The sequence below is a fragment of the Kocuria sp. MNB10 genome (assembly GCF_054073685.1).
This window is the reverse complement of sequence record NZ_CM133411.1, coordinates 35,799-58,628: the sequence shown is the minus strand read 5'-3', so window position 1 is coordinate 58,628 and position 22,830 is coordinate 35,799. Positions and strand designations below refer to the sequence as shown.

The window sequence follows — 22,830 nt, the reverse complement described above, 5'->3', positions numbered from 1 at the left end:
CTGGGGCCATGCTGTGGTGGATGTGGGTCGTGCTGTGGACCGTTCTGGTCCTGGGCGCTGCCGCGTTCATCGGGTGGGTGCTCTACCGGGTCGTGCGCACGCAGGTGCTGCCCGCGCTGGACGAGATCGAGCGAAGCGGTACCGATTTCGCCACCCGCTGGAACGCCGCGGCCCAGGGACACTCCACGCCGTTGCGCACACCCGCCTCGCCAGCCATGTTCACCCCGGTGGACGAGACCCGCGCCGCCTACCGTAGCGGCCGGGACCAACGACAAACAGCTCGGCTCATCCGCAGGATGCAGCGCAGGGACACCCTGGGGCAGCCCCAGAGGTATTCGGACGTGCGCCGGGCTGAACAGAAAGGACTCCGCCATGGGCCGCTTGTTTGACAGCCCCCTGACCCTCGTTTTGATCCTCGTGGTCATCCTGCTCCTCTTCGGTGCCCCCAAGCTGCCCGGGATGGCTCGTAGCCTGGGCCAGTCCCTGCGCATCTTCAAGTCCGAGGTCAAGGAGATGAAGCGCGACGACGATCCGAACGTGACCGTCAACGGCCAGCCGGTCGCCGATGGCCAGCCCGTCGCGGGCACCACCGCCGCGCAGTCGAGCACCCAGCCCTCGGTGCAACAGCCGGCCGCCGAGCAGCCCACCGTGATCACCCCGCAGCCGGGCCAGCCCGCGCCCACCGTGGACCAGAACCAGCGCCCCACCGCCTGATCCCGGCATCGTCCGTCGGGACCCGCGCGGGGCCGAGCCGCACGGCTCGGCCCCGTCGCATGCGGGTGAACGGCCCGTCAGAGAGGACAGGGACCCATGTCCACCACGGATTCCGGGAAGGCCCCCGGTTCCACTCGGCAACAGCGCCGGGAACGCCGCAAGAGCACGTCGCGGCGGCACAACCCGCAGGCCCAGATGGCGCTCAAGGAGCACCTGCGGGAACTGCGTAACCGCCTCATCAAGTCCGCCGTGGCCACCGTGCTGGGCGCGGTGCTCGGCTTCATGGCGTACGAGCCGTTCATGCAGTACATCACCGAGCCGCTGCAGCGCCTGGCCGAGTCCGGGCGCACCGCGACCATCAACTACTCCTCGGTGGGCGGGTCCTTCAACATCATGGTGGAGGTCGCCGTGGTGCTCGGGCTAATCTTCGCGTCGCCGGTGTGGCTGTACCAGTTGTGGGCGTTCATCACGCCGGCGCTGCACAAGAACGAACGCCGCTACGCCATGGCCTTCCTCGCGGCGGCGATCCCCTTGTTCCTGGGTGGGTGCGCCCTGGCCGTGACCGCGCTGCCCGCGGCCGTCTACGCGCTCACCGCGTTCACGCCCGAGGGCGGGGCGAACTTCGTGGAGGCCGGGATCTACCTGCGCTTCTTCCTCCAGCTCATCCTGACCTTCGGGATCTCGTGCGTGGTCCCCGTGCTGCTCGTGGGTCTCAACGTGCTGGGCCTGCTGTCCGGGCGCACCGTGCTCAAGGCGTGGCGGATTGTGGTGGTGGTCGTGCTCGTGATCGCCGCGATGGCCGCGCCGGGTCCGGATCCCGTGACCATGCTCTACCTGGCCATCCCGCTGCTGGTGCTGTTCTTCGTGGCCGTGGGGCTGTGTCTGTACCTGGACCGGCGTCGTGCCAAGAAGCAGGCCCGGCAGGCCGCCGCGACCGGTGCGAACGCGGACCGGGGAACCTCGGCGGAAGCGCTGCGCTCGATGGGCAGCACCGCCCACGGAGACTGATCCGCCCCGATTCCCGGGGTGTCAGAGGCACCGCGTAGGGTGGAAGCATGTCTTCCCCCGCCGAACGGTACATTGCCGCGAAGGCTCGCGCGGCCCACGTGAGCACGGAGCTATCGGCCTTCGAGAACACCGTGGACTTCGAACTGGACCCGTTCCAGACGCAGGGGTGCCGCGCTCTCGAGGAGGGCCGGGGAGTGCTCGTGGCCGCCCCCACGGGCGCGGGAAAGACCGTGGTGGGGGAGTTCGCGATCCACCTCGCACTGACCCGGGGTAAGAAGGCCTTCTACACCACGCCCATCAAGGCGCTGAGCAATCAGAAGTTCCACGAATTCTCGCGCCGCTGGGGCTCGGACCGTGTGGGTCTGCTCACGGGTGATACGTCCGTGAACTCGGAAGCGGACGTGGTCGTGATGACCACCGAGGTGCTGCGCAACATGCTCTACGCGGGCTCGTCCACCCTGGCGAACCTGGGGTTCGTGATCATGGACGAGGTGCACTACCTCGCGGACCGCTTCCGCGGTGCGGTGTGGGAAGAGGTCATCATCCACCTGCCCGAGCACGTCCAGCTCGCGTCCCTGTCCGCGACCGTCTCCAACGCCGAGGAATTCGGTGCGTGGCTCGATGACGTCCGCGGCAGCACGGACGTGGTGGTCTCCGAACACCGTCCGGTCCCGCTGTGGCAGCACGTCCAGGTGGGGCCGCAGCTGCTGGACCTGTTCGTGGACGACACCACGGTCGAGGAGGCCGCGCAGCGCCACTCGGACAAACACCGGGACGAACCCGAGGTCAACCCCGAGCTGCTGCGGTTGTTCCGCGCCCAGCATCCCCGCGGGGGTCGGTCGGGTGGGCGCGGACCCGGTCACCGCAATCGCCGTCGTCACGGCGGCCGCCACCAGGAGCCCCGCACCGGGCGGCAGGAGCGGATCTCCCGCCCCCAGCTGTTGCGCCGGCTCGACGCCGAGGCCCTGCTGCCCGCCATCACCTTCATCTTCTCCCGCGCCGGGTGCGACGCCGCCGTGGCACAGTGCGTGGCCGCGGACCTGTGGCTCACCACGCCGCAGGAGCAGCGCACCCTGCGCGCGTTCGCGGCGGAGGCCACCGCGCACATGTCCACCGCGGACCTCGCGGCGCTGAACTACGAGGACTGGTACCAGGGCCTCATCCGGGGGATCTCCGCCCACCACGCGGGCATGCTGCCCGTGTTCAAGGAAGTGGTCGAGCAGCTGTTCTCGGAGGGGCTCATCAAGGCCGTGTTCGCCACGGAGACCCTGGCGCTCGGGATCAACATGCCGGCCCGTTCCGTGGTGCTCGAACGCCTCGACAAGTTCAACGGTGAGGCTCGCGTGGACATCACCCCGGGGGAGTACACCCAGCTCACGGGGCGCGCGGGCCGGCGCGGGATCGACGTCGAGGGCCACGCCGTGGTGCTGTGGCGGGACGGGATGAACCCCCAGGCCGTCGCGGGACTCGCGTCCACGCGCACGTACCCGCTGAACTCGAGCTTCCGGCCCACATACAACATGTCCACCAACCTCATCGCGCGCTACGGGGCCAAACGCTCCCGGTCCATCCTGGAGACCTCGTTCGCGCAGTTCCAGGCGGACCGCTCGGTCGTGGGCCTGGCCAAACGGGTGCGCTCCCAGGAGAAGACCCTCGAGGGCTACCGGGACGCCATGACGTGCCACCTGGGCGACTTCACCGAGTACGCTGCGCTCCGCCGTGAGCTCACGGCGGAGGAGAAGTCCGCGAGCAAGTCCCGCTCGGCGCGTCAACGTAACGACGCCGCGGTGGCCCTGCAGGACCTGCTGCCCGGGGACGTGATCGAGATCCCTCAGGGCCGCAACGCCGGGTGGGCCGTGGTGCTGCGCGAGGACGCGCACCCCTTCGACCCGCGCCCCCACATTCTCACGGTGGACGGCAAACTGCGCCGGGTGGGTGTCAACGACCTGGACGGTTCCCTGGAACCCGAATCCCGGATCCGGATCCCCAAGCACTTCTCGGGGAAGTCCCCCCAGGAACGCAAGGACCTCGCCGCGACCGTGCGGGCCGCGTTGCGCGAGCACCGTCCCGCGCGCGCCCGCTCGGGCGGTCACGCGATCCGCTTCGACCGGGGGACCTCCGCGCGCGATCACCGGATCGAGGACCTGCGCCGACGGTTGCGTTCGCACCCGTGTCATGGTTGTTCGGACCGCGAACAACACGCCCGCTGGGCGGAGCGCGCGTGGAAGCTCGAGAAGGACACCCAGGCACTGCGTAAGCAGATCGCCGGGCGCACCGGGAGCATCGCCGCGACCTTCGACCGCGTGTGCGCGGTGCTCACGCACTTCGAGTATCTCAGCCCGGACGAATCCGACCACCTGCAGCCCACCGCGGCGGGCGAACAGTTGCGCCGGCTCTACGGTGAGCGGGACCTGCTCCTCGCACTGTGCTTGCGGGACGGCTTCCTGGACGGACTGGACGCCCCCGGACTTGCCGGTGTCATGACCGCACTCGTCTACCAGCCCCGGCGCGAGGACCAGGGCGCGCGTCCCAAGATGCCCACGGCCCACATGGAGGAATCCGTCCAGATCCTGCTCCACAACTGGTCGGTGCTCTCCGCGCGCGAGGCCGAGCACCGATTGCCGCTCACGGCCGCCCCCGAGCTGGGGCTCGCGGACGCCATGTACCGCTGGGCCCGGGGCGCCACTCTGACCCGGACGCTCACCGGCACCGACCTGGCCGCGGGGGATTTCGTGCGCTGGGCCAAACAGACCGTGGACGTCCTGGACCAGTTGCGCGGCGTGGAAGGGCTCGATCCCGAGCTGCGCGAGACCGCGCACCGGGCCATCGAAGCCGTGCGCCGCGGCGTCGTCGAGTACAGCGTCTTCGACCAGTAAGACAATGCCGGGCGCGGGGGTTCCGCACGCCCGGTCGGAGGGAATCACGTGAAGTCAGAACAACAAGCCGTGCGGGTGTGGATCAACGGATCGGTGTACTCGCCCGCTGACCCGTTCGCCACCGCCATCCTCCTGGACGGCGCGACCGTGGCGTGGGTCGGTTCCGACGACGCCGCCCGGGCCATGGCCGGCGCGGACGTCACCCCGGAAGACCTGCGGGCCGCGGTGGTCACCCCCGCGTTCGTCGCCCACCACCGAGTGGTCGGGTCCGGGCAGCTTCCGCGCGCCGAGCACGGCTACGGAGCCGTGGAACTGGTGAGCTCGGACCCCGACGCGCTCGACGCCGCGACGCGGGAGGTCCGCGCGGACGGGCTGCATGCCCTGCCGATCCTGGTGCGCCGCGCGCGGGACACCGACGAGCTCGACCCCTCGGCACTGCCGTCGCCCGCCCTGGGGTTCGACGCCGCTGCGTTCGGTGATCCCGCTGCTCTGGCCGATGCCGCGCGGGAACACCTCGTGGTATGCACGCGAGTGGGGCTGCAAGCGGTGCTCGTTCTGCCCCCGTCCGGGGAAGGCGCGTCGGAGAGTGGCTCGTTCGGGGACGACCCGTCCGGAAGCCGACTGTCCGGGAACGAGTTGTCCGGGAGCGACGCCTCCGGCAACGACCGCCCCGAGGACGATCCGGACGAGACCGCGGGGGAGGACGAGGCGTCGACGGAAGATGCATCGTCGTCGTCGGGGGATCCCCGCGTTGACGCGTTGCTGGACGCCGCGGACGCCGCCGCGGAGGAACTCGGCGGCCGGGCGTTCCATGCGCGGGGGCACCGGATCGTGGGCGTCGAACAGTTGTCCGAAGCCCAGTGCGAACGCCTGGCCGATCTGGCGATCACCGTCTCTTGCGTGCCCGGACGGACGCCGCTGCGGGACCTGTCCCGTGCCGGTGTGCCCGTGACGCTCATGACCGACGACCCCAATCCGTGGACCGCCGTCAAGGCGGCCCTCGAGGCACCCGACGAGCACCTGCGCACCTCCGCGCGCGCTGCGTTCCTGGCTCTGACCCGCGGGGTGTGGCGCGCTCACCGCGGGGGCACACCCCTCGCGGGGCAGCTCGCACCGGGCGCGGAGGCCACGCTCGCGGTGTGGGACGCCGAATCCGTCATGGTGCAACAGGCCCAGGGCACGGGCGCGTCGTGGAGCACGGACCCGCGGGCGCGCACGCCCGTCCTGCCCGCGCTCGACGATTCCCGCTTGCCGCGGTGCGAGGCCACCGTGGTGGCCGGGACGCTCGTGAGCGGCGCGGAACCGCGCCCATGACGTCGCGTTTTCATCTTGGTCCTGATCGCCCCTGACGTTAGACTGAGTTCTTACTGCCGGGTGGGTTCATCCGTCCTTAGAAAACAGCGCGCGCCCTTCGGGCCGCTCTGGTCCGAAGGCGGATGGGCCCGCCCAGTGGTCTGTCCGGGCTCGGGTGCCCGGCTACCAGCGGCATGAAAGGACGCCCGGTGCGAGTTCTCACCATCATCCCCACGTACAACGAACGTGAATCGTTGCCCACGGTCATCAAGCGGCTGCGCGCCGCCGTGCCGGACGCCCACGTGCTGGTCGCCGACGACAACAGCCCGGACGGTACCGGTGACATGGCCGATGCCATGGCCGAGCAGGACGGCAACATCCACGTCCTGCACCGACCCGCCAAGGAGGGCCTGGGGCCCGCGTACCTGGCCGGTTTCGCGTGGGGTCTCGAGCGCGACTACGACGTCCTCGTGGAGATGGACGCGGACTGCTCCCACCAGCCCGAGCAGTTGCCGTTGCTGCTCGACGCCGTGGAGCAGGGCGCGGACATGGCCATCGGTTCGCGCTACGTCCCGGGTGGGCGCACCGAGAACTGGCCGCTGCAGCGACAGCTGATCTCGCGCGGTGGCAACATCTACTCGCGTGTCCTGCTGGGCACGTCCATCCACGACATCACGGGTGGCTTCCGCGCCTACCGGGACACCACGCTACGGGCCCTGGACCTGGACTCGGTCCGCTCGCGCGGCTACTGCTTCCAGATCGACCTCGCGTGGCGCGCCGAGCGCCTGGGGCTGAAGATCGTGGAGGTGCCCATCACGTTCGTCGAACGCGAGGAGGGTGCGTCCAAGATGAGCAACGACGTCACCGTGGAGGCCGCCACGAGCGTGGCCAAGTGGGGCCTCACGGCCCGTGCGCGCACGCTCGCCGGGAAGCTGGGCCTGGGCCGCTGACCGGCCGCTGCTCCGTGCCCGGCCGGCTCGCGGGTCGGTTCGAGCCACCGCGCCGGCATCGCCTCGCGCGTACCTACTATTCGTCCAACGGAACGACCCCCGCCCATCGGGCGGGGGTCGTTCCGTTGGTGTGTCGGCGATCGATCATCGACCGCGCGAAGGGATCAGAGAGCGTGCTGCTCCTTGTAGAACGCCAGCCGCTGCTCGAGGGTCTGCTCGAGTTCCTCTATGCTGCGCCGCTCCAGGAGCATGTCCCAGTGGGAGCGCTGGTGCTTCTCGTTGGGGTTCTCGGGCTTCTCACCGTTGACCAGGATGGCTTCCTGGCCGGTCTTGGTGGTCCACACCGGGGGGATCTCCGCCTCCGCCGCGAACATCACGGACACGGACTCGCCCTCCGCGGTGCGGTATTCCACGCGCTGACGCGGCGCCGGCTCCACCCCGGCCTCGGTTTCCATGGACTGGGAGCCCAGGCGCATCCCTCGTAGGCTGCGATCACTCACGCGACGATCCTTCCCGACGTACGTTCTCGTGGGCCGCGCGACGACGACGCTGCGGTGCGTTCACACCGGGCGTCCCGTCCTCGCGGGCCCACTCTTCGTTCCCCAGCGTAACGGGGAGTCAGCGGGATTCATTCCCCGGATCGGTCTCGGGGGCCTCCGGGCGGGCGTGCCGGGGCAACGAGCCGGACTCGGCATCCGTCCCGGTGGTGCCGGCGGTCGTGGGTTCCGAGTCCGTGACCGGCAGGTTGACCTCGTCCACGTGGGGATCGGCGGCCTCCTGGGCGATCGGGGACGTGTAGGGCGAATCCGGCATCTCGAACTCGCTCGGGTCCGTCAAGGTGAGGTCCGGTTCCAGGTCCTTCTCGGTGACCTTGACGGTCTCGTGCTCCACGATGGGGGCGCTCTCCGGCAGGTCCGGTGCAGCGGGGGCCTCGTCCTCGTACTCGTCGTCCTCGGGGTCGTCCGACGCGCCGGGGTTGAGGTAGGAACCCACACCGCGCAGCGCGGTGCTCAGCTCGGCGGGGATCATCCACACCTTGTTGGCCGTGCCCTCGGCGACCTTGGGCAGAGTCTGGATGTACTGGTACGCCAACAGCTTCTGGGTGGGGCGGGCGCGGTGGATCGAGTCGAATACCTTAGCGATGGCCTGCGCCTCACCGTCCGCGCGCAGGATCGCGGCCTTCGCGTCACCCTCTGCGGAGAGCACGGCGGCCTGACGTTCACCCTCGGCGGTGAGGATCTGGGACTGCTTCTCGCCCTCGGCGGTGAGGATCGCGGCGCGGCGGTCACGCTCGGCGCGCATCTGCTTCTCCATGGAGTCCTGGATGGACGGCGGGGGAGTGATCTCCTTGATGTCCACGCGGGAGATCCGGATGCCCCAGCGCCCGGTCGTGGAATCCAGTACGCCGCGCAGCTCCGCGTTGATCTTGTCGCGGGAGGTCAAGGTCTCCTCGAGGTTCAACCCACCCACCACGTTACGCAGCGTGGCGCTCGTGAGCTCGTCCACGGCCTGGATGTAATTGGTGATCTCGTACGTGGCGGCGCGGGGATCAGTGACCTGGAAGTAGACCACGGTGTCGATGCCCACGACCAGGTTGTCCTCGGTGATCACGGACTGGGCGGGGAACGGCACGACCTGTTCGCGCAGGTCGATCAGGGGCAGCAACCGGTCGATGAAGGGGATGAGGAAGTGCAGCCCGGGATTGAGGGTGGACTGGTACTTGCCCAGTCGCTCCACGATGCCCGCGCGCGACTGCGGGACGATCCGCACCGCTTTGATAAGGGTGATGACCGCGGCGAGCACCACCACGGCCAACAGGACGACGATGACGATGGACATGGGGTCCTTTCGGTGGGGGTTCGGCGGTGCGCCGGGGCGCTCGTCCGGGGTCAGGGTCGGACGCCGCGCCCGGGGTCGGTGTGCGTGGGCACCGGGGCCACGTCCGCGACGACCGCGGTGGCCCCCTCGATGCGGTGGACGTAGGCGGTGCTACCCTCGGGCAGGGCGGCGGCCGTGGCGGTGCGGGCGGTCCAGATGTCACCCTCCAGGCGCACCAGGCCGCTGTGCTGGCTCACGGGCTCCAGCGCCATGCACCGCAGCCCGATGAGGCGATCGGTGTTGGAGCGGGTCGTGGGCGTGGACCTGTTGAGACGTCGCAGGGCGATCGGGCGGATCAAGAAGATCAGCAGCACCGACACCAGCGCGAACATCACCACCTGCGCGGTGAAACTGTCCACGACCAGGCTCACGCCGGCGGTGACCAGGGCGGCGAGCGACATCATGAGAAAGAGGAAGTCCAGGGTGAGCATCTCGATGGCTGCGAGCACCAGCATCACGATCAGCCACAGGATCCAGGGATTGTTGACCAGTGCGTCCCACACGGTACGGCTCCGTCCTCGTCCGGTGTCATCGGTTCTCGGATGCCCCGGTGCGAGCCCGGGGATCCATCTCACGTGGTCCAGCCCATTGTGCCCTACGACACCGACGTGATCCCGCAGGCCCCACGCCAGTGCCGCTGGTAATCACATGCCGCGACGCTCCCGCGGCAACGGCGCGCCGGTTTCCCCGTGAGAGAAACGTGCAGGAAATCAGTGGCGCGTCACTATGTGGGTCGTAATATGGGTCACGAAGCCAGACCACACACCCATTGCGGGTGCGGCGGCCTACGGCGCACAAACCGTGCGCCGGCAGCAGAGACTTACTGAGGAGTTTATGCGATGACCACGTTCGACGTGAATGCAATTCTGTCCAGCACGGCCTACGGTTCCGACGGTGACAAGATCGGCAAGGTCGAGCAGGTCTTCCTGGACGACAACTCGGGCGAGCCGACGTTCCTGACCGTCAACACCGGTCTGTTCGGCGCCAAAGAGAACTTCGTTCCTGTGAAGGGCGCTCGTCAGGACGGCGACCGTGTGGTCCTGCCCTACACCAAGGACGTCATCAAGGACGCTCCGAAGGTCGACGCCGACCAGCACCTCTCCCCGGCCGAGGAAGAGGAGCTGTACCGCTACTACGAGCTGAACTACGATGACGGCCGTACCGCGGGCACCGATCGTGATCGCACCACCGCTGCCGCTGGTACCGCGGGTGTCGCCGGCACCGCCGCCGCCGACCGCGATGTCGTCGATCGCGATGTTGCCGATCGTGACCGCGACGCCGTGGACCAGGACCGCCGCGACGTCGCCGCGACCGCCGGTGACGAGGCCTCCGTGGTCCGCCACGAGGAGCGCCTCAACGTGGGCACGCAGGAGCGCGAGGCCGGCCACGCCCGCCTGCGCAAGTACGTCGTGACCGACCACGAGACCGTGGACGTCCCCGTCGAGCGCGAAGAGGTCACCGTCGAGCGCACGCCGATCAACGACACGAACGCTCGCGTGGACAACGGCACCATTGGTGAGGAAGAGGTGGACGTGACCCTGCACGAGGAGCGTCCCGTCGTCCAGAAGGAAGCCGTGGCCGTGGAAGAGGTCGGGCTGAACAAGCAGACCGTCCAGGAGACCCAGCGCGTCGAGGCCGACGTCCGCAAGGAACAGGTCGATGTCGAGACCGACGTCGATCGTGGTGACCTCGGCCGTGACGGCGAGGCTCCCCGCCGCTGATCCGCGGCGCGCGGCTGACGCCGTGTGAGCACTGACGGTTGTACCCCGGGCTCCGGCCCGGGGTACAACCATGTCCGGGTACAACCGCGCCGGGGCACGCCCGCGTCCGCGCACCGCGCTGTCGTGGAGGCGGCCGGCTCGGCCGGAGAGGCGCGGTCCGCACGGACGCGGCCCCGCAGCGGCGTCGTGCCCGTCTTCGTGGCGGCGGGGCCGGGGCGGTAGCATCGATGAGGTCGTCGGCGCGTCCAGCGCGCGAGTCCTGCACGACGGCCCGCCCCCGGTACGGGCGGGCGCACACAAGATCTGATGAGGAGAAACACCATGACGGATGCCCCTTCCCTGCGGTTGACGGTGGACGGCGAGTCACGCACCGTGGACCAGGGCACCACGGCCGCGGAGCTGTACAGCGAGCAGCGCGACGTCGTGGTGGCGCACGTCAACGGTGAGCTCAAGGACCTCGCGACCGAGCTGCGGGACGGGGACACCGTGGAGCGCGTGCTGATCGGTGACCCCGAGGGCCTCGAGGTGCTGCGCCACTCCACGGCCCACGTGATGGCCCAGGCCGTGCAGGAGCTGCGCCCGGACGCGAAACTGGGGATCGGGCCCTACATCACGGACGGGTTCTACTTCGACTTCGACGTCGAGGAGCCGTTCACCCCGGACGATCTGAAGAAGCTCGAGAAGTCGATGCTCAAGATCGTGAACAAGAACCAGATCTTCCGCCGGCGCAGCGTGAGCGAGGACGATGCCCGGGCGGAGATGGCGGACGAGCCGTACAAGCTCGAACTCATCGACCTGGCCGGCGGTCCCGGCTCCGGTGCCATGGACGAGTCCGCGGAGGGTGCCTCGGTGGAGGTGGCCGCCGGTGACCTCACGATCTACGACAACCTGGACCGTAAGAGCGGGGACGTGGTGTGGCGGGACCTGTGCCGCGGCCCGCACCTGCCGGACACCAAGCACATCGGCAACGGCTACGCGCTGATGCGTTCGGCCGCCGCGTACTGGCGCGGGAGCGAGAAGAACAAGCAGCTGCAGCGGATCTACGGCACGGCATGGCCCACCAAGGACGAACTGCGCGAGTACAAGGAACGATTGGCAGAGGCCGAGCGCCGCGACCACCGCAAGCTGGGTGTGGAGCTGGACCTGTTCTCCTTCCCGGACGAACTGGGCTCCGGGCTGCCGGTGTTCCACCCCAAGGGCGGGATCATCCGCAAGGAGATGGAGGACTACTCCCGCGAGCGCCATGCCCAGGCCGGGTACGAGTTCGTCTACACGCCCCACATCACCAAGGGTCATCTCTACGAGGTCTCGGGTCACCTGGACTGGTACCGGGACGGGATGTTCCCTCCCATGCACGTGGACGAGGAGCGCGATCCGGCCACGGGTGAGCTGACCAAACCGGGCCAGGACTACTACCTCAAGCCCATGAACTGCCCCATGCACAACCTGATCTACCGCTCCCGGGGCCGTTCCTACCGGGAACTGCCGCTGCGGTTGTTCGAGTTCGGTGCGGTCTACCGCTACGAGAAGTCCGGTGTGATCCACGGTCTGACGCGTGTGCGTGGGATGACGCAGGACGACGCCCACATCTACTGCACGCGTGAGCAGATGAAGGGCGAGCTCACGAGCACCCTGAACTTCGTGCTGTCCCTGCTCAAGGACTACGGTCTGGACGACTTCTACCTGGAACTGTCCACCAAGGACCCGGAGAAATTCGTGGGCTCGGACGAGATCTGGGACGAGGCGACCCGCACCCTGCAGGAGGTCGCCCAGGACTCGGGGCTCCAGCTCGTACCGGATCCCGGGGGAGCGGCGTTCTACGGTCCCAAGATCTCGGTGCAGGCGCGGGACGCGATCGGGCGCACGTGGCAGATGTCCACGATCCAGCTCGACTTCAACCTCCCCGAGCGCTTCGACCTCGAGTACCAGGCGTCGGACGGCACCCGGCGCCGGCCCGTGATGATCCACCGGGCCCTGTTCGGGTCCGTGGAGCGGTTCATGGGCGTGCTCACCGAGCACTACGCGGGGGCGTTCCCGGTGTGGCTGTCGCCCACCCAGGTCCGGGCGATCCCCGTGGCGGACGCCTTCGACGATTACCTTGACGAGTTCGCTCAGGCCTTGCGCGAACGCGGCGTGCGTGTGGAGGTGGACACGTCCTCGGACCGGTTCCCCAAGAAGATCCGCACGGCCTCCAAGGACAAGATCCCGTTCGTCGTGATCGCCGGGGGCGACGACGCCGAGGCCGGTACCGTCTCGTTCCGCTTCCGCGATGGCTCGCAGTACAACGGAGTGTCCCAGCAGGACGCGGTGGAACTGATCACGGGCCACATCGATCGGCGTCAGAACGCGGACCCCACGGCGCCCGCGCAGGACACCCCGGAGGCCCCGGCCGCAGGGGACGGCGCCGTCGCGGCCGACACCGCGGCGGGTGACGCGGCGTCGGGACAGTCGTGAGTGCCCCGGACGCCGCGGCGTCGGACGGGGAGGGCGTGAGTCGGGACGAGTTCGAACTGCCCGGCGACCCGGACGGTTTCCAACGGCTGTGGACCCCGCACCGGTTGGCGTACGTGCGCGGGGAGGAGACGTCCGTGGAGCAGCCTCCGGGCTGCCCGTTCTGCACCGCGCCGGGCCGCTCGGACGAGGACGCGCTGATCGTCCACCGCGGGAAGCACTGCTTCGCGGTGCTCAACCTCTTCCCGTACAACCCGGGCCACGTGCTCGTGTGCCCGTACCGCCACGTGGCGGAGCTCACGGAGCTCACGGACGACGAACTGTGGGAGCTCAACACGCTGACCCGCACCGTGGTCCTCGTGATCCGGGACGTCGCCAGCCCCGCGGCGTTCAACGTGGGACTCAACCTGGGCCAGGCCGCCGGCGGTTCGCTGTCCGAGCACCTGCACCAACACGTGGTCCCGCGCTGGACGGGGGACGCGAACTTCATGCCCGTCGTCGCCCACACCAAACCCCTCATCCAGACCCTGGCGGCCACGCGCGAGGACATCGCCCGCGCGTGGCCCCGGGACTGACCCCCCGCGGGCCCCGAACCGCCCCGCCGGGCGAATCCGCCCGCTCACTAGGATGGAGACCATGTCCCGACCACTCGTACGTGTCCTCGGCCAGGGGGTGCGCTGGGCGTCGAGCCTGCGCGGCGGTGGCTCCGCCTTCCCCGGCCTGGTCATGGAGAAACTGCACCCCGGGTTCGTCGCGGAGGAACTCGCCAAGCTGCCACTCGGCGTGGTGGTGATCAGCGGCACCAACGGCAAGACCACCACGACCAAGATGACCGTCCAGTTGTTGCGTTCACAAGGACTGCGCGTGTTTACCAATCGCACGGGCTCCAACTTCGTGCGCGGTGTCGCGGCGTCCCTGCTCGCGGAGATGGACGCGTTCGGTCGGCTCGTGGCGGACGTCGCGGTGCTCGAGCTGGACGAGGCCCACGCGGTGCACTTCGTGAAGCAGGTCCGGCCCCGGATCTCGCTGTTGCTCAATGTGATGCGGGACCAGCTCGACCGGTTCGGGGAGATCGACACCACGCGCCGGATGCTGAGCCAGGTCGCGCGCGCCACCACGGGCACGGTCGTGCTCAACCGCGAGGACCCTCGGATCGCGAGCCTCGCCCAGGACGTGACCGAGGGCACCGCCGTGAGCTGGTTCGGGCTCTCGGACGCACTGCGCCCCATGTTCCCGTCCGACGACGACATGCGTGACGGGCTACGACAGGTGGACCCCGGCGCCCAGGACTCGGACGTGCCGTCCGCGCGTCGGCCCGACGCCGACGTCGTGCTCGAGGCCGTGAACGCGCGCAGCGTGGAACTCGACGTGCGCGGGCGCAAGCACGACGCCACGGTGGACCTGTACGGCGTCTACAACCAGTACAACGCCGCGGCCGCCCTCGCCACGAGCCTGCAGGTGCTCGGCGACGCGGCGGACGTCCCCTCCCTCGTGGCCGAACTGGGGAAGGTCACCCCGGCGTTCGGTCGCGGGGAGACCATCACGGTCCAGGACAAGCCCCTGCAGTTGCTGCTCGTGAAGAACCCCGCGGGCTTCCGGCTCTCCCTGGCCTCGGCCTCCGCGCAGGACTACGCCACGATGATCGCGATCAACGACCAGTACGCGGACGGCCGGGACGTCTCGTGGCTGTGGGACGTGGACTTCGACGCGCTGCGCGACGGCGGCGTGGACATGGTCTCGGGCGTGCGCGCGTGGGACATGGCGCTGCGCCTGGACTACGACCTCGTGCGCGTGGCCGCGGTGGAACCGGACCTCGAGGACGCGTTACGCCGGTTCATCGCGGACTCGGGGGAGCGCCCCATGAGAATCTTCTGCACGTACACGGCCATGCTCTCCCTGCGCAGGATCCTGGGCGACATGACGCACGTGGCGGCCATCTAGGAGGACACCGTGGCACACGACACCGCCGGGGCGCTGCGCATCGTGCAGCTCTACCCCCGGGACATGAACATCTACGGCGACTGGGGCAACACACTCACGCTCAAGCGCCGCGCCGAACGCCACGGCCTCGAGACCGAGATCGTGGACTACAACCCCGGCGACCCGTGGCCCGAGAACGCCGACCTCTTCGTGGGCGGCGGAGGACAGGACTCGGGACAGTTCCGCGTGGCCGACGACCTCGCCGTGGTGGCACCGCGACTGCACGAGGCCGTGGCCCGAGGCGTGCCCATGCTCGCGATCTGCGGGCTCTACCAGCTCTTCGGGCACAGTTTCCGCACGGGAGCCGGGGAGACACTGTCCGGGATCGGGATCTTCGACCTCGAGACGGTGGCCGGTCCGGAACGGCTGATCGGCAACATCGTGACCGAGTCCGCGGACCTGGGCACGATCGTCGGCTACGAGAACCACTCGGGGCTCACCCACCTGGGCGCGGGGCAACAACCCCTCGCGAGTGTCGTCTCGGGGGCCGGCAACAACGGGCAGGACGCCACGGAGGGCGCGCGTACCCACAACGTGCTGGGCAGTTACCTGCACGGGTCGCTGCTGCCCAAGAACCCGCGCGTCGCGGACTTCCTGCTCTCGGCGGCACTCGAGCTGCGTGGCGAGACCCTGCCCGAGGGCGAACTCGACGACACGCTCGCACAGCGCGCCCGCGACGTCGCCGCGTCGCGCCCGCGCTGACGGGCCCCGCCCCGCGCTCGTTATCATGGAGGTCGATCCGTGTCCGGTCCGCAGGGGCCGGACGCATTCTTTCGAGGAGGTCATTCATGTCAGGTCACTCCAAGTGGGCCACGACCAAGCACAAGAAGGCGGCGATCGACGCCAAGCGCGCCAAGGCGTTCGCCAAGTACATCAAGGGGATCGAGGTCGCGGCCCGCATGGGCGGCGCGGACACCTCGGGTAACCCCGCGCTCGAACTCGCGGTCTCCAAGGCCAAGAAGAACTCGGTGCCCAACGACAACATCGACCGCGCGATCAAGCGCGGCGCCGGGCTCACGGGCGAGACGATCGACTACACCGAGATCCTCTACGAGGCCCGCGGCCCGCAGGGTACCGCGCTGTACATCGAGTGCCTCACGGACAACAAGAACCGCGCGGCCTCCGAGGTGCGCGTGGCCGTGACCCGCCACGGCGGCACCATGGCGGACTCCGGTTCCGTGGCGTACCTGTTCGAGCGCAAGGGCGTGGTGGAGGTCGCCAAGACGGACGGTCTCACCGAGGACGACGTCCTGATGGCCGTGCTCGACGCCGGCGCCGAGGAGGTGCTCGACGAGTCCGACGACTTCGAGGTGGTCAGCGAGGCGACCGATCTGCCCGCGATCCGCACCGCCCTGGACGAGGCCGGTCTCGAGTACAACAACGACGACCCCCAGTTCCGCCCCACCATGAAGGTGGACCTGGACGCCGAGGGTGCGCGCAAGTTCCTCAAGCTCGCTGACGCGGTCGAGGAGCTCGACGACGTGCAGAATGTCTACTCGAACGCCAACATCCCGGCCGAGGTCATGGCCGAGCTCGAGGACGACGAGTAATTCCGTGAGTCCCGCGGTGGCCCGGCAGTCCCAACAGCGCGTGCTCGCGGTGGACCCCGGTCTCACCCGGTGCGGTTTCGCCGTGGTGGACATGTCCGCGCAGCGAACCGGCACGTTCGTGCACGTCCAGGTGAGCGGGACGCGCGCGCACGAGGCTCTCGAGCACCGCGTGCTGTCGATCATGCGGGCCGCCGAGGAACTCATGGACCGCTTCCGCCCGGACGTCGTGGCCGTGGAACGCGTGTTCGCGCAGAACAACGCCCCCACGGTCGTGGGCACGGCCCAGGCCACGGGCGTCGTGATCGCGGCGGCCGCGGCGCGGGGCATCCCGGTCGCGTGGCACACCCCGTCCGAGGTCAAGGCCGCGGTCACCGGGGACGGCTCCGCGGACAAGGAATCGGTCAACCGCATGGTCGTGCGCATCCTGCGCCTGGACGCCCCGCCGCGGCCCGCGGACGCCGCCGACGCGCTGGCCCTGGCCGTGTGCCACGGGTGGCGCGGTGGGATGGCCGGTGTCAACGCGGCCGAGCGCACGTCCACCCACTCGGGTTCGCGCCCGGTGCAGACCCGCCGGGGTGCTGGCCTCACTCCGGCACAGCAGGCGTGGCGGCGCGCCGAGACCGCGTCGCGAGCCCCCGGTGCCACCGCGCCCCGCGCATCCGGTACGGCCGCTTCCCGCGCGCCGGGCGCAGCGACCGGTACCCGCGGGCGGCGCGGCCGGGTGTCCTGAGCGCCCGTTGCGGCCCGCCTCCCGAGCGGGAGCACGCGTTCCGGGTGTCCCCGGCGCTTGGTACAGTGACGAGCAGGAATTCGTACACGTGTTCGAACGGCGCACCACGTCCTGCCCCCAGGTCGCGGCGCATTCGGGCACACCGACGTTCTCGGCCGGCGGCCGTGGGAGGGGAGGGGCACTGTGATCGCCTCGATAACCGGTGAGGTGCGCTTCGTGGGCGCCACGCTCGCCGTGGTGGAGGTCTCGGGCTTCGGCATCGAGGTCAACGCGAGCCCCCGCACGCTCGCCGGGTTGCGGGTCGGTGCCACCGCGCACCTGCACACCGCGTACATCGCGCGCAAGGACGAGGCCCCGGTGCTGTTCGGTTTCGCCCAGGCGGACGAGAAGGAGATCTTCTCCGTCATGCTCGGGGTCTCCGGGGTGGGCCCGCGCACCGCGCTCGCCGCGGTCTCCGTCCTCGGGCCCGACGACGCCCGGCGCGCGATCGCCGCCGGCGACGACAAGGCCTTCACGGCCGTCCCCGGGATCGGACCGAAGTCCGCGCGGCGCATCGTCCTGGAACTCGCGGACAAGCTCGTCCTGCCGGACCCCGCCCCGCAGCAGAGTGCACAGCCCGGCATGCAGGTGTGGCGTGAGCAGGTCGTGGACGCCCTCACGGGTCTGGGCTGGAGCGAGAAGGACGCCGCCCGCGGGATCGACGACGCCCTCGAAACCCAGCCCGAACTGGCGGAGTCCGCCAACGTGGCCGAGATCCTGCGCGCCGTGCTGTCGTGGCTCGGCACCGCCAAGGCCACGTCCCACACGCGGACCAGGGGGCGGTGAGCATGGCCGTGGAGGAACGCGGATCGGTGGGCCAACAGCGTCTCGTGGGCGCCGAGGGCGACTACGACGACCAGCAACTCGAGGCGTCCCTGCGCCCGGGGACCCTGCACGACTTCGTGGGGCAGAAACGGGTGCGGGCACAGCTGTCGCTCGTGCTCGAGGCCTCCAAGCTGCGCGGGCGCACCGCGGACCACGTGCTGCTGTCCGGGCCCCCGGGCCTCGGCAAGACGACCCTGGCCATGATCATCGCGCAGGAGCTGGACGTCCCCCTGCGGATCTCGTCCGGCCCTGCGATCCAGCACGCGGGTGACCTCGCGGCCATCCTGTCCTCCCTGACCCACGGGGAGGTGCTGTTCCTGGACGAGATCCACCGGATGTCCCGGCCCGCGGAGGAAATGCTGTACATGGCCATGGAGGACTTCCGCGTGGACATCGTGGTGGGCAAGGGCGCCGGCGCCACGTCCATCCCGCTGGACCTGCCCCCGTTCACGCTCGTGGGTGCCACGACCCGCGCGGGGCTGCTGCCCGGACCACTGCGCGACCGGTTCGGCTTCACGGGTCACCTGGAGTTCTACTCCGTCGAGGAACTCGAGCTCGTGCTGCGCCGTTCGGCCGGGCTGCTCGACCTCACCATGACGAGCGAGGCCTTCACGGAAGTCGCATCGCGCTCGCGCGGCACCCCTCGTATCGCCAACCGATTGCTGCGGCGTGTGCGGGACTGGGCGCTCGTGCACGGCGTGGAGCGTATCGACGCGCGGGCTGCCGGATCCGCACTCGACATGTACGAGGTGGACGCCCGGGGCCTGGACCGCCTGGACCGCAACGTGCTCTCGGCCCTGGTGAACAAGTTCAACGGCGGCCCTGTGGGGTTGTCCACCCTGGCGATCGCCGTGGGGGAGGAGACCGAGACGGTCGAGACCGTCGCGGAACCATTCCTGGTCCGCGAGGGCCTGCTCGGTCGCACCCCGCGCGGGCGGATCGCCATGGCCGCGGCGTGGGAGCACCTGGGACTCGACGTCCCGGAGCACGCTGCGTTCAAGGACCCGGCGCTGAAAACCGCGCTCGCCACCGAACCGGACTCGGAGGATCCGTCCAGCACGTGACCAGATCCATCCCCTAAGCTGGGGAGGATCGGCCGGGACCTTCGCACCCCTGCGCAGTCGTGCCCGGTCGCGCTGTACGTGCACCTCGACAGAACGGATCCTTCGTGACCATCCTCGCTCAGACCCAGGACGCTGCCGGTGGCGGCGCCGGAACCGCATGGTTCCTGCCCGTGATGCTCGTGGTCATGGTCCTGCTGCTGTGGCTGCCCATGCGCCGACAGAAGAAGGCCCAGGCCCAGATGAAGGCCAAGCAGGCCACCATGGAGCCGGGTACGCGCGTGATGACGAGCTTCGGTCTCTACGGCACCCTGCGGGACATGGACCGGGAGAACAACAAGGCAGTCCTGGAGGTCTCCCCGGGCCAGCTCGTCACGGTGCACTCCCAGACCGTGACCACCGTGGTGGACGAGCTGCCCGCCGAGTCCGCGGCCACCGCCGCCCCCGGCGTGGTCGAGGCGGACTCCGTGCAGGCCGGTACCCCCGAGGCGGCCGGTTCGGCGCAGAGCGTGGACCCGGTCGACCCCGTGGACGGTTCCACGGCCGCCGGCGAGCAGGGCACTACCCAGCGCGGCACCACCCAGCCCGGCACCACACCGGGCGCGGCGGCCCCGGATGCCTCACACCGGACCTGGCGCGACGCCCGCGACCGCGACGATCGCGATAACCCCACTACCTGATTTCCCCCCACCGGGACACGGGCCGAGGACCTCGGCCCGTTTCTCATGTGTCGACCGGGCCGCGGCCCCGGTCGAGGACACGTTGAAGGACACCAATGGCAGCAGAGAAGAAGGCGCAGACCCCGGGATCGCGTGGCGGGTCCCGTTGGCGGCGCACCAAGGCCTCCAGCACGTCGGAGGGGACCCCCGGGAACGGGACCGCAGCGGCGAACGGCACGTCCGGTCGGAACGGGACGGGTACCGCGAAGCGGCGCCCCCGCTCCGGGGCGGGGGCGTCGGCGGCGCGCAAGGCGCTGGTGGCCCTTGCAGCGGTGATCGCGATCCTCGCCGGGGTGCTCGTCTACGGTGTGACGACCGACCGCACCGGGTGGGCGCCCAAGCTGGCGCTGGATCTCGAGGGCGGTACACAGATGGTGCTCTCGCCCACGCTGCAGGGGGAGAACTCCGGTCAGGACATCTCCCAGGAGCAGCTCGACCAGGCGGTCGAGATCATCCGCCAACGCGTGGACGGTGCAGGTGTCTCCGAGGCGGAGATCACCACGCAGTCCGGGCGCAACATCGTGGTGTCGATGCCCGGTGTGCCCTCGTCCGAGACGCGTGAGCTGATCCAGACCTCCGCGCAGATGGCGTTCCGTCCCGTGATCGTCTCGGGTCCCGGCGCGGCCACCCCGGAGAACCAGCGCACCGACCCCAAGTCGATCCCCCAACCGGAGGGTGAGCCCGAGAACTCCTCCGACCCCAAGTGGGTCACGCGGGATCTCTTCGCCAGGTACGAGGCGCTCGACTGCAGCGCGCCGCGGCCCCAGGAGGAGCGGGCCTCCCAGCCGCAGGACAAGGCGATCGTGGCGTGTGATCCGCAGAGCAACTCCAAGTTCATCCTGGGCCCGGTCGAGATCCCCGGCACGGACATCGCCACGGCGTCCTACGCCCAGGCGACCAACTCCCAGGGCCACGCGACGGGCGGGTTCGCCGTGAACCTGCAATTCAACGACGAGGGCACGCAGACCTTCAAGGAACTCTCCGAGCGGCTCTACGGGCTCGGCCAGGGCGGGCAGAACGGTGCACGCAACCGGTTCGCGATCGTGCTGGACGGTTCCGTGGTCTCCGCCCCGACCATGAACGCCGTGATCACGGACGGTCGCGCGCAGATCACCGGCAACTTCACCGAGGACGAGGCCAAGTTCCTGTCCGAGCAGTTGAAGTACGGTGCGCTGCCGGTGTCCTTCTCGATCGACTCCGAGCAGCAGATCTCCGCGACCCTGGGCAGCAACCAGTTGCGGATGGGCATCATCGCGGGGCTGATCGGTCTGGCGCTCGTGTGCATCTACTCGCTGTTCCAGTACCGCTGGCTGGGTCTCGTGACCATCGCCTCGCTCGTCGTGGCCGGTGTCGTGACCTACCTGGCCATCACCCTGCTGGGGTGGGGCGCGAACTACCGGCTGTCCCTGGCCGGCGTCGCGGGTCTCGTGGTGGCGATCGGTCAGACCGCGGACTCGTTCATCGTCTACTTCGAACGCATCCGTGACGAGATCCGCGCCGGGCGCACGATCCCGGCCGCCGTGGACCACGGCTGGCAACGTGCCCGCCAGACGGTGCTCGCGTCCAAGGCCGTGAACCTGTTGGCCGCCGTGGTGCTCTACTTCGTGGCCGTGGGCAACGTGCGCGGCTTCGCGTTCACGCTCGGTCTCACCGCGATCGCAGACCTGCTGGTCGTGTTCCTGTTCACCCACCCGGTCATGGTGTTGCTCGCGCGCACCCGCTACTTCGGCAACGGCGCGCGGCACTCCGGTCTGGACCCCGAAGCGCTCGACGCCGTCCCGCTCTACCGCGGCGCCGGCCGGCTGCGCAGCCCCGAGGACGGTGACGGTCTCACGATCGCCGAACGACGACGCCGCGCGGCACAGCAAGCGAGCCCAGCGCCGTCGTCCGCAGCGCCGCCGTCCGCCGCCGAACCCGACGGGAACGCGTCCGCCGGCGCGACCGCGGCCACCGCCCGTCCCGATTCCGAGGAGACCCAGCGATGAGCAACCGACTCGCGCGTTTCGGCAACGACCTGCACAGCGGGCGCACGTCCTACCCCTTCGTCCAGAAGCGGGGACCGTGGCTCGCCGTGAGCCTGGCCCTCGTGGTGATCTCCGTGCTGATCCCCGTGATCAAGGGCGGGTTCAACCTGGGGATCGACTTCACGGGCGGCTCCGAGTTCACGGTCTCGGACGTGTCCACCACGGACGTCTCCCTGGGCGAGCGGGCGGTCGCCGAGACCCCCGGTGCCCACGAAGCCACCGTGACGAACATCGCCCCGGGCACCGTGCGGGTGCAGACCCAGCAACTCGACGACGACCAGACCCTGACCCTGAAGAACAAGCTGCAGGACGCCTACGGCGTGGGCGAGGACCAGGTGACCTCCAACTTCGTGGGACCCACGTGGGGCCAGGGCGTGACCCGGCAGGCCCTGTGGGGGCTCGTGATCTTCGTGGTGCTCGCGCTCGCACTCATGGCGCTGTACTTCCGCACGTGGAAGATGTCCGTGTCCGCGATCGCCGCCATGCTCTTCACGATCGTCATCACCGCGGGTGTCTACTCCCTGGTGGGCTTCGAGATCACCCCCTCCGCGGTGATCGGCTTCCTCACGGTGCTGTCCTACTCGCTCTACGACTCCGTGGTGGTCTTCGACAAGGTGCGTGAGAACACCGCGGGGCTCGTGGACGGCAGCGCGCCCGAGGAACGCAGGAAACGCACGTTCGGGGAACAGGTCAACCTGGCCGTGAACCAGACCCTCGTGCGCTCGATCAACACGTCCGTGGTGGGCATCCTCCCCGTGGGGTCCATCCTGTTCATCGGTGCTTACCTGCTCGGGGCCGGAACGTTGAAGGACCTCTCGCTGTCCCTGTTCGTGGGCATCATCGTGGGCACGCTCGCCACGCTGTTCGTCGCCGCGCCCCTGTACTCGTGGTTGCGCGACCGCGAACCCGGCGTGCGGGAGCAGACCCGCCGGGTGCTCGAACACCGCACGGGCGAGGCCCCTCCGGTGAGCGCGGATCCCGTCGCGGTCTGACGCGACACCTCGCACTCGT

The 22,830-nt window shown here is 69.6% G+C and carries 21 protein-coding genes; 18 read left to right on the top strand and 3 right to left on the bottom strand.

The window, feature by feature from the left end; all coding sequences use genetic code 11:
* Positions 1-8: 8 nt before the first annotated feature.
* The 6 genes from ACW9PK_RS00250 to ACW9PK_RS00225 all read left to right on the top strand — a co-directional run bounded on the left by ACW9PK_RS00250 (position 9) and on the right by ACW9PK_RS00225 (position 6,841).
* Positions 9-389, top strand: a complete 381-nt coding sequence (locus tag ACW9PK_RS00250; protein ID WP_064846992.1) for a hypothetical protein — start codon at positions 9-11, stop codon at positions 387-389.
* Positions 373-714, top strand: coding sequence for a Sec-independent protein translocase subunit TatA (gene tatA / locus ACW9PK_RS00245; RefSeq protein ID WP_286737718.1), 342 nt, complete (start codon positions 373-375; stop codon positions 712-714). The genes ACW9PK_RS00250 and tatA overlap by 17 nt, the downstream gene beginning before the upstream one ends.
* Positions 715-909: 195 nt before the next feature.
* Entirely contained in the window at positions 910-1,722 is an 813-nt protein-coding gene (gene tatC, locus ACW9PK_RS00240) for a twin-arginine translocase subunit TatC (protein ID WP_085106078.1), read from the top strand.
* A 47-nt stretch (positions 1,723-1,769) separates the two neighbouring features.
* On the top strand, positions 1,770-4,598 hold the full coding sequence (locus ACW9PK_RS00235; protein WP_457016197.1) for a DEAD/DEAH box helicase: 2,829 nt from the start codon (positions 1,770-1,772) through the stop codon (positions 4,596-4,598).
* Between the two features lie 48 nt (positions 4,599-4,646).
* The gene (locus tag ACW9PK_RS00230; protein WP_457016196.1) at positions 4,647-5,912 is read left to right on the top strand and encodes a hypothetical protein; all 1,266 of its coding nucleotides are present in this window, start codon (positions 4,647-4,649) and stop codon (positions 5,910-5,912) included.
* Positions 5,913-6,100: 188 nt separating this feature from the next.
* A complete protein-coding gene (locus tag ACW9PK_RS00225; protein WP_064846996.1) occupies positions 6,101-6,841 on the top strand; it encodes a polyprenol monophosphomannose synthase in 741 nt (246 codons plus the stop codon).
* 164 nt (positions 6,842-7,005) lie between these two features.
* Here the strand turns inward: ACW9PK_RS00225 and ACW9PK_RS00220 are convergent, their stop codons facing one another.
* The 3 genes from ACW9PK_RS00220 to ACW9PK_RS00210 form a co-directional block, all read right to left on the bottom strand.
* Entirely contained in the window at positions 7,006-7,341 is a 336-nt protein-coding gene (locus ACW9PK_RS00220) for an RNA polymerase-binding protein RbpA (RefSeq protein WP_085105991.1), read from the bottom strand.
* A 118-nt stretch (positions 7,342-7,459) separates the two neighbouring features.
* Positions 7,460-8,680: an SPFH domain-containing protein gene (locus tag ACW9PK_RS00215; RefSeq protein ID WP_085105992.1), complete on the bottom strand. Its 1,221-nt coding sequence runs from the start codon at positions 8,678-8,680 to the stop codon at positions 7,460-7,462.
* Positions 8,681-8,730: 50 nt separating this feature from the next.
* Entirely contained in the window at positions 8,731-9,222 is a 492-nt protein-coding gene (locus tag ACW9PK_RS00210) for an NfeD family protein (protein ID WP_085105993.1), read from the bottom strand.
* A gap of 336 nt (positions 9,223-9,558) precedes the next feature.
* Between ACW9PK_RS00210 and ACW9PK_RS00205 the strand changes: the two genes are divergently transcribed.
* The 12 genes from ACW9PK_RS00205 (at position 9,559) to secF (ending at position 22,811) form a co-directional block, all read left to right on the top strand.
* Entirely contained in the window at positions 9,559-10,440 is an 882-nt protein-coding gene (locus tag ACW9PK_RS00205) for a DUF2382 domain-containing protein (protein WP_368835252.1), read from the top strand.
* Positions 10,441-10,761: 321 nt separating this feature from the next.
* The gene (thrS, locus tag ACW9PK_RS00200) at positions 10,762-12,894 is read left to right on the top strand and encodes a threonine--tRNA ligase (protein WP_457016195.1); all 2,133 of its coding nucleotides are present in this window, start codon (positions 10,762-10,764) and stop codon (positions 12,892-12,894) included.
* Positions 12,891-13,466 (top strand): HIT family protein, encoded by a 576-nt coding sequence (locus ACW9PK_RS00195; protein WP_085105996.1) that lies wholly within the window; start codon positions 12,891-12,893, stop codon positions 13,464-13,466. Before thrS ends, ACW9PK_RS00195 begins: the two co-directional genes overlap by 4 nt.
* Before the next feature lie 52 nt (positions 13,467-13,518).
* On the top strand, positions 13,519-14,832 hold the full coding sequence (locus tag ACW9PK_RS00190; RefSeq protein WP_085105997.1) for a Mur ligase family protein: 1,314 nt from the start codon (positions 13,519-13,521) through the stop codon (positions 14,830-14,832).
* Between the two features lie 9 nt (positions 14,833-14,841).
* Entirely contained in the window at positions 14,842-15,573 is a 732-nt protein-coding gene (locus tag ACW9PK_RS00185; RefSeq protein ID WP_144931832.1) for a type 1 glutamine amidotransferase, read from the top strand.
* Between the two features lie 86 nt (positions 15,574-15,659).
* Entirely contained in the window at positions 15,660-16,421 is a 762-nt protein-coding gene (locus tag ACW9PK_RS00180; RefSeq protein ID WP_035961624.1) for a YebC/PmpR family DNA-binding transcriptional regulator, read from the top strand.
* 91 nt (positions 16,422-16,512) lie between these two features.
* Positions 16,513-17,151, top strand: coding sequence for a crossover junction endodeoxyribonuclease RuvC (locus ACW9PK_RS00175; RefSeq protein ID WP_457017240.1), 639 nt, complete (start codon positions 16,513-16,515; stop codon positions 17,149-17,151).
* A 183-nt stretch (positions 17,152-17,334) separates the two neighbouring features.
* Positions 17,335-17,976: a Holliday junction branch migration protein RuvA gene (ruvA, locus tag ACW9PK_RS00170; RefSeq protein WP_064845905.1), complete on the top strand. Its 642-nt coding sequence runs from the start codon at positions 17,335-17,337 to the stop codon at positions 17,974-17,976.
* A 2-nt stretch (positions 17,977-17,978) separates the two neighbouring features.
* A complete protein-coding gene (ruvB, locus tag ACW9PK_RS00165; protein ID WP_193519635.1) occupies positions 17,979-19,079 on the top strand; it encodes a Holliday junction branch migration DNA helicase RuvB in 1,101 nt (366 codons plus the stop codon).
* A 104-nt stretch (positions 19,080-19,183) separates the two neighbouring features.
* Positions 19,184-19,756 (top strand): preprotein translocase subunit YajC, encoded by a 573-nt coding sequence (locus ACW9PK_RS00160; RefSeq protein WP_239318365.1) that lies wholly within the window; start codon positions 19,184-19,186, stop codon positions 19,754-19,756.
* Positions 19,757-19,851: 95 nt separating this feature from the next.
* On the top strand, positions 19,852-21,780 hold the full coding sequence (secD, locus tag ACW9PK_RS00155; RefSeq protein ID WP_457016194.1) for a protein translocase subunit SecD: 1,929 nt from the start codon (positions 19,852-19,854) through the stop codon (positions 21,778-21,780).
* Entirely contained in the window at positions 21,777-22,811 is a 1,035-nt protein-coding gene (gene secF, locus ACW9PK_RS00150) for a protein translocase subunit SecF (RefSeq protein WP_035961645.1), read from the top strand. The genes secD and secF overlap by 4 nt, the downstream gene beginning before the upstream one ends.
* The last annotated feature ends 19 nt before the right edge of the window (positions 22,812-22,830 follow it).